This window comes from Desulfomonile tiedjei, assembly GCA_016212925.1.
GTDB lineage: Bacteria > Desulfobacterota > Desulfomonilia > Desulfomonilales > Desulfomonilaceae > JACRDF01.
The window spans coordinates 327,153-339,986 of record JACRDF010000025.1; the positions used below are offsets into that span (position 1 = coordinate 327,153).

The 12,834-nt window shown below is 53.6% G+C and carries 10 protein-coding genes; all 10 read right to left on the reverse strand.

Annotated features, from left to right (window positions below; all coding sequences use genetic code 11):
* Positions 1–712 precede the first annotated feature (712 nt).
* The 10 genes from thiE to HY913_11970 all read right to left on the reverse strand — a co-directional run bounded on the left by thiE (position 713) and on the right by HY913_11970 (position 12,323).
* The gene (gene thiE, locus HY913_11925; protein ID MBI4963976.1) at positions 713–1,357 is read right to left on the reverse strand and encodes a thiamine phosphate synthase; all 645 of its coding nucleotides are present in this window, start codon (positions 1,355–1,357) and stop codon (positions 713–715) included.
* Positions 1,354–2,160, reverse strand: coding sequence for a hydroxyethylthiazole kinase (gene thiM / locus HY913_11930; GenBank protein MBI4963977.1), 807 nt, complete (start codon positions 2,158–2,160; stop codon positions 1,354–1,356). The genes thiE and thiM overlap by 4 nt, the downstream gene beginning before the upstream one ends.
* Before the next feature lie 121 nt (positions 2,161–2,281).
* Positions 2,282–3,076: an ABC transporter ATP-binding protein gene (locus HY913_11935; protein MBI4963978.1), complete on the reverse strand. Its 795-nt coding sequence runs from the start codon at positions 3,074–3,076 to the stop codon at positions 2,282–2,284.
* Between the two features lie 16 nt (positions 3,077–3,092).
* Entirely contained in the window at positions 3,093–3,917 is an 825-nt protein-coding gene (locus HY913_11940) for an ABC transporter ATP-binding protein (protein ID MBI4963979.1), read from the reverse strand.
* 204 nt (positions 3,918–4,121) lie between these two features.
* Positions 4,122–6,014, reverse strand: coding sequence for an AMP-binding protein (locus HY913_11945; GenBank protein ID MBI4963980.1), 1,893 nt, complete (start codon positions 6,012–6,014; stop codon positions 4,122–4,124).
* 377 nt (positions 6,015–6,391) lie between these two features.
* Positions 6,392–7,561 carry an ABC transporter substrate-binding protein gene (locus HY913_11950; protein MBI4963981.1) on the reverse strand — a complete coding sequence of 390 codons (1,170 nt, stop codon included), beginning with the start codon at positions 7,559–7,561 and terminating at the stop codon, positions 6,392–6,394.
* A 163-nt stretch (positions 7,562–7,724) separates the two neighbouring features.
* Positions 7,725–8,303, reverse strand: coding sequence for a transposase (locus HY913_11955; GenBank protein MBI4963982.1), 579 nt, complete (start codon positions 8,301–8,303; stop codon positions 7,725–7,727).
* 230 nt (positions 8,304–8,533) lie between these two features.
* Positions 8,534–9,577: a branched-chain amino acid ABC transporter permease gene (locus tag HY913_11960; protein ID MBI4963983.1), complete on the reverse strand. Its 1,044-nt coding sequence runs from the start codon at positions 9,575–9,577 to the stop codon at positions 8,534–8,536.
* A 198-nt stretch (positions 9,578–9,775) separates the two neighbouring features.
* A complete protein-coding gene (locus HY913_11965; protein MBI4963984.1) occupies positions 9,776–10,660 on the reverse strand; it encodes a branched-chain amino acid ABC transporter permease in 885 nt (294 codons plus the stop codon).
* A 280-nt stretch (positions 10,661–10,940) separates the two neighbouring features.
* Entirely contained in the window at positions 10,941–12,323 is a 1,383-nt protein-coding gene (locus HY913_11970; GenBank protein MBI4963985.1) for a radical SAM protein, read from the reverse strand.
* Positions 12,324–12,834 lie beyond the last annotated feature (511 nt).

Genomic DNA, 12,834 nt, shown 5'->3' on the forward strand with positions numbered 1-12,834 from the left:
GTCTTGATCGATGCTGGGCGTGCGCTTCTATGTCTTTAAGTTCCATGATGGGACCTTATGCGAGCTGGATAATGTCATGGATGTTCATGATGATAACTGGCGGGCACGGCCCGCCCTACGTTCGTACTTCCCGGCCTGTTTCCTGGTGCTGTAGGGCGGCCTGTGGCCGCCGCCTTGATCGGTGCCGGGAGTGGGCTTCTATGTCTTTAAGTTCCATGATTGGTGCTCATGCGTGCGAGATGATGTCGCGGATGTTTATGATGATAACTGGCGGGCACGGCCCGTCCTACGTTCGTACTTCCCGGCCTGTTTCCTGGTGGTGTAGGGCGGCCTGTGGCCGCCGTCTTGATCCAATCCGGATATTTCCTAACCGAATCGAAGGCAGTGTGCCGATAAAGTAAATTGTGGGAGTTTTTCTGGTTCCCAGGCTCCGCCTGGGACCCCTTACCATCCGGGCTCTGCCCGGAAACCCATGTCATTTCAACCAGGCCAGGGAGGCGGAGCCTCCCGATATGCATTCCAAGGCAGAGCCTTGGAACGAGAAACGCGGTTTCCATGCATTCTGCCGCAAATTACGCCCTGGCTGTGTGCTATGTCCACAAGCTAATCAAAGGCAAGAACCTCGATAATTAAGTTATAGGAGTTTTTGGGGAGGGGTCCGGGGAGGGCGTTTTTGCAAAAACGCCCTCCCCGGAATTCCTTCTCCCCACCCTCAGCGCTCTCTTTTTCCTGCACGGACCTGTTCCAGCAGTTCTCTGGTTGCCTGTTCCGGGTCGTCGGCAGAGACTATGGCCGTGACGACCGCGACGCAGTCCGCGCCTGCGGCGACCGTTTCCCTTGTGTTTTCTTTCTTGATCGAGCCTATGGCAACGAGGGGCAGGTCGGTCATGGCCCTGGCTTTTCTCACACCTTCCAGGCCCCAAGGTTTCGTGATATCCGATTTTGTGGAAGTGAAAAAGACCGGGCTGATTGCCAGGTAATCTGCCATTGACATGCTTTCATCGTCAATTTGCTCGGGAGTGTTCACAGAGATCCCGATGATTCGGTCAGGTCCGAGGATCTTTCTGGCGATCCTTATGGGCATATCGTCCTGGCCCAGGTGGATGCCATCCGCATCCAGAGCCAGAGCCAGGTCGATTCGATCGTTGATGATAAGCGGCACGCGGCTGGAACGCAATAGGGCCCTTATTTTCAGGCCTTCTTCGTAAAATGCACGCGTCTCCAGGTCCTTTTCGCGGAGTTGGACAGCAGACACTCCTCCACTGACCGCGGCTTGCACTATTTCCAGGGTTGATCTCCCCTTGGAGAAAGCACGGTCCGTGACCAGGTAGACCTCCCACGACGCAACGTCGATCATTGTTCAGAGATCCTTGCGTTTGACGCCAGTTCCTCAGGGCTGATCTCGTAAAGCGCATCGAGTGCTTTGACCCAGAATGTCCCGGGAAACTTGGCCTCAGCCGCGGCTCGTTCGCCTGCTAACTTGAAAAAGGCCAGAGCAGCCGCGGAGGCTGTTACAGCGTCCTTTTCCGCGGCCAGAAACGCCCCTACAATCACGCTGGCTGCGCAGCCTGTCCCGGTGACGTATCCCATCAAGGGGCTTCCTCCGCTGATGATCAGGGATCGGTTCCCGTCTGTCACAAGGTCCCGTTCGCCCGTGACCGCAATCACCGTGCCGAGAGACGACGCAATGGATCGAGCGGCATCCACCGCGTCTTCCATGGAGTGGATGGAATCCACGCCTCTTGTCGTGCCTCCCTGAGGCGAGAGGGAAAGTACCTCGGAGGCATTGCCTCGGATCACCGTCGGAAGCGAAGACTTGATGATGCCGCGGGCTGTGTCAGTGCGGAGTTTGGTGGCTCCGGAGCCTACGGGGTCCAACACGACAGGCTTGCCGGCCACAATGGCCAGTCGCCCGGCCAAGGTCATCGATTCAATCCACGGCTTTGAAAGAGTGCCTATGTTAATCACCAGGGCGCTCGTTATGAGAGAAAGGTCTTCAATCTCTTCAGGGGCGTGAGCCATTATTGGTGAGGCCCCCATGGCCAAAAGAACATTGGCGGTAGAGTTCATAACAACGTAATTGGTAATACTGTGCACCACCGGCTTGGACTCACGGATTCGGGCCAGAATTTCACCGGCCATTCGGGCATACGCAGACATTCATGCACTCCTTTCACATATCTGGATATTGCAAACAGGTATTATCGCGCAAAAGCGAGGATGCGGGAAAGCCATACTGTTTGAAAGCGAGGCGATAAGAGGCTACATGCCCGTTAGCGTTTCACGTGAGCCATCGTTTGCGGCGTTTGTAGTGTTTGACCTCGCGGTAGCTTTTCTTTTGGCCCATTTCCGTCAGGCCCAGGTAGAATTCCTTGATGTCTTCGTTTTCTCTAAGCTTTTCCACTTCGTCATCCAGGACGATGCGGCCGCTCTCCATAACGTATCCGTGATCCGCGATGCTCAGGGCCATGCGGGCATTTTGTTCGACCAGAAGGATGGTCACCTTTTCCTCCTGGTTTATTCTCTGTATTATTTCAAAGATCTCTCCGACCAGCATGGGGCTGAGTCCCATGGAAGGCTCGTCCAGCAGCATCACCCGTGGACGGGCCATTAGCCCGCGGCCTATGACCAGCATTTGTTGTTCACCACCGCTGATGTATCCGGCAAGAACGCCTCTCCGCTGAGTCAGTCTCGGGAAATAGTGGTAAACCGTTTCCAGGTCCCGCTTTATCTGTTTCCGGCTCTTAATGGTGTGCGCTCCCACCAGGAGGTTCTCTTCTACGGTCAAATCTTCGAAGGCTTTTCGGCCTTCCATGACCTGGAAGATCCCTTTTCTGACTATCTTCTCGGGGTCCATCCTGTCGATGCGCTCTCCCATGAAGGTGATGGCTCCGTCGGTAACCTCTCCGTCTTCGGATTTCAGCAGGCCGGAAATCGCCTTCAGAGTCGTGCTCTTGCCCGCGCCGTTATTGCCGAGTATTGCCACTATTTGGCCTTCATGGACTTTGAGCGACATGCCCTTGAGAACAAGGATGACTTCGCTGTAGATCACTTCAATATTGTTTACTTCAAGCATCGGTTGCATCAGACAGTTACGCTCCCAGCCTTGAGTACGCCAGGTCTTTCTCGCCAAGATATGCCTTGATGACCAGCTCATTGTGTCTTATTTCGGGAGGCTCGCCCTCGGCTATCTTGATCCCGAAGTCCAGGACCGCGATGCGATCCGAAATGTCCATCACCACGCCCATATCGTGCTCTATAAGAATGATCGTCACGCCCCACTCGTCGTGTATGTCCAATATGAATCTGGCTATGTCTTCCGTTTCTTCCAGGTTCATGCCGGTAACAGGCTCGTCCAGGAGAAGCAGTTTTGGCTTCATTGCCAAGGCCCGAGCCAATTCAACCCTCTTTTGCAGCCCGTAAGGCAAGGTCCCGACTTTTTTCTTGCGAATGTGTTCTATTTCGAGGAGGTCTATGATGGTCTCTTCTATTTCCTTGCGAAGCGCCATTTCCGTGCGCCTTGCCTCGCCGAAATAATACCCCGCGGACAACAGCCCGGTTTGCAGGTGAACGTGACGACCGAGCTTAATGTTGTCCAGGACAGTCATACCCTTGAACAGCTCGACGTTTTGAAAGGTTCGAGCAATCCCCAGGCCGGCAATCTGGTACGGCTTGAGGCGCGTTATATCCCGGCCCTCAAAGAATATGCGCCCTTGGCTAGGTTGATAGAACCTATTGATGCAGTTTAGCAGGCACGTTTTGCCCGCGCCGTTAGGGCCTATGATGGCAAAGATCTCCCCTTTCCTAACGCCTGTGCTCACATTCGCAAGGACATTTACTCCGCCGAACCTGAGAAAAATTCCGTCTACGGAGAGCTGAAATTCGCTCTCTGCCGGATTGGCTGAAGGAACTGTCATTAAATAATCACCTCAAGTCGTCTGGTTCCCAGGCTCCTGGGAACGAGGATCGACCTTGTTCCAAAAGCTTCATATATTGTCTCGCTGTTCGGATTTCCCTGACGGGAAAGCCGAACAGCGAGCATGATACAAAAGTTTTTGGAGAGGGGTGCGGGGAGGACCTTTTTACAAAAAGGTCCTCCCCGCAATTTTCCAATCTCCAGTCTACGGCACCTCTTTGATGCGGACCGAGGTTTGCATTCTGAATTCCTTGCCGTCGCGGTATCGGATATCCGTAGCCACGTCCAGCACCTCTTGATCTCCGTACAGGGCCTGGATAAGCTGGGCGTATCGCTGTTCCACGAAGGACCTCCTGACCTTTCGCGTTCTGGTCATTTCGTCGTCGTCAGCATCCAGTTCTTTGTGGAGCATCACGAATCTTCGGACCTGCGCAGCTTTTGGCAGCGATTTGTTCATTTCCGCGATTTCCTCAGCGATCAGGTCATAGACCTGCTCCTTCTGAGATAGGTCCGTGTACGTCGTATAAGTGATCTTGTTGTTTTCAGCCCACTTACCTACATTGTTCATGTCCATGTTCACCAAGGCCGCGACAAACGGACGCTCTTTTCCCACAACAACCGCTTCAGAGATGTACATACTGAACTTGAGCTTGTTCTCGATGAGCTGAGGCGAAAACTTGGTGCCATCGGAAAGTTTCATGACATCTTTCATGCGGTCGATGACCAACAGATGGCCGTCCTCGTCGAGGATCCCTTGATCGCCGGAGTGGAGCCAACCGTCAATGAGGGTCTTGCGTGTGGCCTCGTCGTTCTTGTAATAGCCTGCAAAGACCGTGGGACCACGTGTAAGGATTTCTCCAGTGTCCGAGATCTTAATCTCCATTTCAGGAATCGGCTTTCCTACGGTGTCGAGCTTGATATCCTTGTTCCTGTGGGCAACGGAGATCCCCGCTGTTTCGGTCTGGCCGTAGATCTGCTTAATGTTGACCCCAAGCGCTTGAAAAAGGTTGAAAATCTCCGGTCCCAGAGCGGCCCCGCCAGTGTAGACGTTCCGCAGGTTCTTTAGTCCGAGGTAATTCTTCAGGGAGCGAAAGACCAAGTAATAGCAAGTCCAGGAAAGAAGCGAAGCCAAAGCACCAGGCTCCTTGTTTGCCAGCCTCAGCTCCGCCATTTTGTATCCCATCGGCATACATCTGTTGTACAAGAACCTCTTTATCCACGCCGCGTCCTGGATCTTGACCTGGATGTCGGAGCACATCTTTTCCCAGAACCTGGGTGGAGCAAACAGAAGCTGCGGGCCAATTTCACGGATATTTTCCGCGACGGTTTCGACTTTCTCGGGGAAATTTACAGTGAATCCCTTGTAAAGATGCCACGAAACACCCGTCATCTGTTCCCCTACCCATGCCAGGGGGAGGAATGACACATGATTGTCCGTGACGTATGTCGGATCAATTTCATCATAATTGACGGCCATCTTTATCATGTTCCGATGGGTCAGCATGGCCCCCTTGGGAAGCCCGGTAGTCCCCGAGGTGTAGGCCAGGACAGCCACCGTGCCTTCCGTAACCCGGCTGAGGGTCTGCTCGAAAAGGCCCGGTTCAGCCGCCGCCAGATCACGACCCATTTGTTGGACTCTGGTAAAGGGGACAAGCAGTGGATCGTCGTAATATCTCATCCCTTTCATATCGTCCACGATCACATGCTTGATCTTGGGGCACGCTTCCTTGATCTGTAAGAACTTGTCCGTCTGCTCCTGGTCTTCCACTATGAGAAACACGGCGTCGGAATGGTCGATAATGTACTTCACCTGATCTAGGTGGCTGTCGGGAAAAATGCCAAGGGCCGCGCCGCCGAGCGACTGGATGGCAAGCTCGGAGTAGACCCATTGAGGCCGATTGTCGCCAAGGATGGCAAGCTTGTCACCCGGCTGACAGCCGAGGGCCAGGAGCCCCAGAGCAAGGTCCCGCACATTGTCGAAATATTGTTGCCAACTCACGGATTGCCAGATGCCGAATTCTTTCTCCCGGAGAGCGACCTTCTCCGGGCCGAACTTCTTGGCGTTTTCCATCAACAAATGTGGGAGCGTTTGAGTCATTGGTAACCGTCTATCAAACCTGTGGCCTAAATGGTTGGAACGCGGGGGCAGGTCCCCGCGGCTGCCCCTAATTCGATTACCGGCAAGATGCCAGCGCTACATTTACCCTGCCTCTTCGTAGCGCCCACCCCTTCTTTTGGGAGAGCGTTGGGGCAAGGGTAGTTCGCGTAGGATGCGGTAACTAACGGGAACCGCATCGTTCGCATCGCACGAGCGTTCCTCGAACGATGCGGTTCGCTTCGCTCACCACATCCTACAGGACTATTTAGATGCGGGCACGGCACGCCGTGCCCCTACCCAAGCCCGCGGCCGTCGAATTAACTGTAGGGGCACGGCGTGCCGTGCCCGCAGTCTTGCGCTATGCTATGCCGATACTGTCATTCCAGCGTCATCCAGTCGGATGCAGGTTCGAGGATCTTTTTCTCCACATTAACCTTCCAAACCCGCGCGACAGGAAACTTGTTGTTTTTTATGGTGAAAGGAGCGGACAACCCGCCGCTGTCAAAGTCCTTCAGCGATTGCAGGGCCTTGACCAGGCCTTCTCCGTTGAGTTGCCCGGCCTTGTCGGCCCTCTTAAGACACTCGACAAAGAGCAGGCCGGTCATGAACCCCTGCATATAGGAATTGTCCCTATACGTAACTTTAGGATGCACCTTCGCGGTATAGGCCTTGATCTTTTTGATCATCGGCACGTCATCGTTCCACCAATACATGTAGGGATTAACCGCCATGTAACCTTCAGCCAGCGGGCCGAGGTTGTCCACGATCATCTTGGACGCGCCCCAGAACGTTCCCATGAACTTGCATTTCATCCCGAAATCACGGCACTGCTTGATGACGGTTTGCACAGGGTCCACGACAAATCCCTGAAAGATGACATAGTCGGGGTCTTTCTGCTTCAGGACCAGCACCTGCGAGGTCACGTCCACTGCACCCACCTGTGCTACGCCTTCAGCCACCAGATCGAGCTTCAGGTCTTTGCACTTCTGGCGGCCATATGGGATGGGGTCTTTGCCGAACTCGGTGTCACTGTAGAAAAACGCGACTTTTGCTCCGGGCTTTTCTTTAGCGATGTACTGGAGCAGAATCCCAATCATGTCACTGTAAGTAGGGCCGGGAACGAATATGTACGGGTTCGCGGCGAAATCCGCCAGTTCGCTGGAAAAAGAGGTGGAGCTGTAAAGAATCTTGAATCGATCCTTTATCTCCGGAGCCATGGCCTTGCCCAGTCCGGTGCTCTCTCCGTACATGATCAGAGGATTGTCTCTGGACATAATCCTTTTGAAAGCCGCGGTCGCCACATCCAACTGGTATTGCCCGTCTTCCATTATGTACTTGATTTTCTTACCGTTGATTCCTCCATCTTCGTTAGCCATCATCAGCGCGTCTTCCAGTCCGGCATTGATTTGACCGCCGGCAAAGGCGAAGCGGCCGGTAATAGGCTGAACAGCTCCGACCTTGATCTCTTCCTGTGCAAAGGCCGTCGAACCAATGAGCGCCAAGGTAAGAATCAGAAGGGCCGCAATTCCAAAAACTTTTCCTCTCATGAATCACCTCTCCTTTCACCGTTGAGTGTGGATAAGAAAACCCCAGAGTGCAGTTGTTCAATGTAGGGGCGCTTCGAGAAGCGCCCTGATTTCGGGCGGTTCACGAACCGCGCCGACAGTATATGACGCCGGCTGCACAAAAGTTCGTCCTCGTTCCCAGGCTTCAGCCTGGAAACGAGGGAAAGGGTTGCCCAATGACATCCGGATTTTCAGGGTCCTCCTGCCATTGCGACGGATTTGCCTTGATATATTCGCGAATCGCGTTCAGGGCATTTTCGTTACGGATGACGTGTTCGTAATAGTTGCGTTGCCACAGGCGACCCGATAGCGGCACCCATCCCAGCATTTTCGCCCCCAGTATGTACTGGCCCGTCGTAATTGATTTGAATGCCCCTACGACGTCGCCCAACGTAGGGGCAACCCTCGTGGTTGCCCTCCCATTCCGACGATCTGGGGCACCCACAAGGGGCGTCCCTACCAACCAAACGATGCCATGAACGTGGCTAAGCATGATCACGTAGGTGTCTATCTTCATCTTAGGGAATCTTTGATCCAGTTGTTCCCATATGTTCCTAATCATAAGGCCTGGCTCGTTCAATCGCACCTCTCCGCGCACGATCTTCCCGAGAATGCATTCCCTGTTATGGGCGCAAATCGTAACAAAATACGCCCCGGCCGTCGAATAATCGTAATCCTTTAGACGAATCGAATGCCTGCGGTGGTTGTCCGGATCATATTTCATCGGCAACTATCGGTGTTTGCGAGCCGACGCAGATTCCTCGAACGTGTTTGTGGGTCAGGTAGGGGCAACCCTCGTGGTTGCCCTCCCATTCCAATGATCGTGGGCGCCCACAAGGGGCGCGCCGTGCCAGCCGAATGATGTCATGTAGGGGCAACCCTCCTGGTGGCCCTCCGGTCCCCCACGTTCATCGCGGCGTTACCGCATCCTATCCACTGTTAAACAACCACACCTCAGTACGAGAACGGCCAAAGCGTGAAGGAATTCTTTATTCGGTGCCATATCTCCGCAAGCCCGTGTGGTTCGAAAATCAGGAAAGACACTATCAGCGCGCCGAAAATCACGTCCTTCATGGGGATGAACAGCGGCCCCAAAGAGGGAGAAACAGCCTTCGCGTACCCCGTAAGGACGTTCAGAAGCTCCGGAACCAAAGTCATAAAAACCGCGCCGAAGATCGACCCGAGAACGCTTCCGAGACCGCCCACAATGACCATAGCCAGGTATTGAATTGACAGGGAAAAAGGAAAATGCTCCGGGGTGACGACCTTCATGAAACTCACCCATAGCCCTCCTGCAATTCCCGCGTAAAAGGAACTCAAAGCAAACGCCGTGAGCTTGTAACGAAAAAGGTTGATGCCCATGATCTCGGCGGCCAGATCTCTATCTCTTATGGCTACAAAAGCTCTGCCCCATTTGGTTCGAACCAGATTTCTGGCAAAACCCAGGCCCAACAGTACAAGCGCCAAGGTGATGTAATAGAAACTCTTTTCCGTGTCGAAGACGAAACCGCCTATATGAGGCGGCGGGACATTGATGCCACGAATCCCTCGCGTCATGGATTCCCAATGGACAAAGATATACTCGAGGATAAATTGGGCCGCTAGGGTCGCTATGACTAGGTAAAGTCCTTTTACTCTCAGGGATGGGACCCCGATAAACATTCCAACGGCAGCGGAAATCAGCCCCGCGGCCGGTAGGGCCACCCAAAAAGGAACACCCCAGCGAGTTATGAGGATTGCAGTTGCATAACCGCCAACTCCCACGAAAGCCGCGTGACCAAGAGAAATCTGGCCCGTGAAACCCGTGAGCAGGTTCAAGCCCACCGCGGCAATGATGGCGAAGCCTATGATATTGGCCACGTACAATACGTACGAGCTGGCAATCAAAGGGAGGGTCAAAAGAGAAATTAACAAGAGGCCCAGCCAGAACTTGACGAACCACGTCTGAAAAATCCTTTCATCTTCCAGATATGATTCTTTGAAATCACCGCAGCGCATTAGTCACTCTCTACAGAAGAAGCACCGGTTAGGTCTCGTTCCCAGGCTCCAGCCTGGGAATGTCTGCGGTCCGGGCTCCAGCCCGGACATCCTCTGGGTTCCCTCAGAGCGTTATTTTTGAGGAGGCGGAGCCTCCCGGTATGCGTTCCCAGGCTGGAACCTGGGAACGAGAGGACGAACTTCCTCGCCCTTCCGCGATCAAACCCGCTCAATGGTAGGTTTCCCGAACATGCCATACGGCCGAATCATGAGGATTATCACCAAGACAACGAATGGAACAACTTCCTTGATCCCGCCGCCAAAAAACGCGTCAAGGTACACACCGGCGAAGTTCTCCAGTATTCCGATGATGAATCCGCCGAGAATGGCCCCTCCAATGCTGTCCAAGCCACCCAATATGATTACCGCCAGCACCTTGAGACCGATGTGTCCAAGGTGAATGCTTATCCCGCTTATGTTCCCGATGATAATGCCGCCGACGGCCGCGGTTATGGCCGCGAAGATCCACGATAAAGCAAACACGCGCTTTACGCTGATCCCCATGGACAGAGCCGCTTGCTGATTGGCAGCGGTGGCACGCATGGCCAGGCCCGTTCGTGTGTATCGGAAAATCACTGTAAAAATTACCGTGCCGAGAATGGCGAAAATGAACCCCCAAAGCAGTCCCGAAGGGACGATCGCGAATCCCAGGAAAAGCGGTTGCGGTGGAAAAATTGGAGGGAATGAACGGTACTCAGGGGACCATATAATGTGAGTAAGCCCTTTGAGTATGCTGGCAAGCCCAATGGTGACCATGATTACAGCGATAATGGGCTCGCCGATCAGCGGGCGCAGAATGACCCGTTCGATAACGAGTCCCAGCAAGCTAGCGAAAACGACAGTGACCAATAAGGCCACATAAAATGGCGCGGAAATTTGAGTCATGACACTCAGACACACAAACGCGCCAAGTGTCATGAATTCTCCCGTAGCAAGGTTGAGGATACTCGTGGCCTTGTAAATCAGGACGAATCCCAAGGCGATCAGACCATAGACCCCGCCCGCGGCAAGCCCGCTTACTATGATCTGAGGAATCATGTCCATCTCATCCTCCGTACACAACAGTGGTGGAGCGACGATTCTAATTCATGCCTGTTTCTTGATTATTGGAGAAAAAGACCGGTGTTAGCCGTTGTTCAAAGGGTGTTTGTTCTACGCCAATGTTGGCGAACCACTAACAATTGAGAGAGCATACAGTAACTAAAGGCGGAATTCAACTGTATTTCGATGCTCATGCGGGAGCATTCGGTTCTGTGGGGGGAATGGTCTTGTGGGGCAGTCCCGCGAGCCGCGGGACTGCCCCACAAGAACCGGAGGTCCGTGTCTAAATCTGCGGGTAATTCTTGGTCTGTGCCGTTCGCTTCCGATAAGCTTCGAGTCTGCGCTCGTACATGGACCAAAGGTGCTTGTAAGCTCCCGGAATCGCTCCCTTGGCCTGGAACCCCGCCATGATTTCCGTAGAAATTTTGGATTTCTCAGGGGAAGACAAATCGGGCTTCACTTTCTGGAATTCCCGCACCTCGGGATACATCACCATGGGAATGCAGCCTGTCGCAGGTTTGGGGAAAGCCTTGCAAGCTCGTTTGTATATTTCCAAGAAATCCTCATCTTGTATGTTGCCAAAAGAAATCTCGGTGGCTTCGCAAGGCTGGACTTCTCCGGTTGAGGTGACGAACAGGTATTCAAAGCGGCATTGGCAGCCAAGCGCAGGATCTTTTTCAAGCCATGTGGAAAGTCCGCTCAAAGGCGGGTAATTCCGATAAGCCGGGTCTCTGTGCAGGTCCTTCTGAAGCTGTTCAAGTATCGGGCTATGCGGTATGACCCCGCGACACGCCCGTCCTGTAGGCTTCACTTCCATTACCCTGATCTCCGCGACGCCCAGATCTTTGGCGAGGTCATAGTATTTCTTGAAATTCTCAGTCTCCAAGAAATCGGGCGGCGGCACTAGTGACAGACATGTGTAAACACCAGCCTGCTTGAAAGATTCCACGGCCCGGCAGGCATTGTCGAACGCCTCAGGATGTCCTCTCATCCGGTTGTGAACCGAGGGTTCGTAATGATCCAGGCTCACCCACGCGCCGAAAAGCCCGTTCTGTTTAAGCTCCAGCGCCTTTTCCGGGGTGACGCCGTACCCTGTGGTGAACATCCACAAGCAGGTCGTATCGCTGACGTGCTTAACCAGCCGGAGGAACCGATCGTACCGGAACATCGGCTCCCCGCCGTGCAGGATGATCGTAGGCACTCCGAGTCCTTCAAGCTGCTTTATGGTTTTCTTGAGCAGTTCTTCATCGAGGTCGTTTTCGGTGTTCTTGCGAGCGTTGGTAGAGCAGAAAGCGCACGAGTAAGGGCAGCAGTTCGTGGTGGACATGGAAACAATCCCGGAGGGAAGTTCAGTCAAGTCCAGGTTGTTGATGTAATTGGTGATTCGCTTATCAAACGCACGTGATGGAACAGGCGGGAAATTGCCGTCCAGGATAATTTGGTTGTTGAACCGCACCATGCGCCTATATCTGAGCACCGTAGTTTGCAGGAATGATAACTTGACGAAATTGAACAGGGCGTCTACCGGGCTCACGCCTTTAGATCTGCGGATCGCCCTATTCTCGGGTTTGAGCATCAGATTGAGCGCTCGGAAAAAGAGCTTTGCGTAAGGCGCCAAGACACCCGCGCCCTTAATGTTTCTGAACTTAATTGGAGAAGATTCCATAGATTTAGCTCCTCAATTGGCAATTCCAGAGTGCCGTCCTCAAGTTTAACCAGGTTACCATTCCAATAACGGGATTGTCAAAGGCCCGCCAAGTGGTACGGTGGGACAGGCGTCTCGCCTGTTTGTTGAGGTAACGAAAGATGCCGGTACCACCCGCTGGTCGCGAAGCGACAGGAGGGCTTTTGGGTGAAACAATCCTTGTAGGGGCGCACGGCCGTGCGCCCCTACAACAAGAATTGGTTCCGCTAGGTGGCCCGGAGGCCACTGCCTCCAGGTTCCGAAGGAACAAGAGGCCTGAACCTGTGGTATTGCAATGGATTCATTGATTAAAATAGCAGGTTCAAGAATTTGTTCGGCCACCGGACCTCCTGTCGCTTCGCGACCCGGACGTAGTAACGTCCGGGCTACCCGTCGCGTAACACGATTCCGTCGTATTCATTGGTTTTGAGACAGCCTCCTCGAAGCGCGCCGTACAGATGAATTCACATCGCTGCAACAAGCTTCTATACTG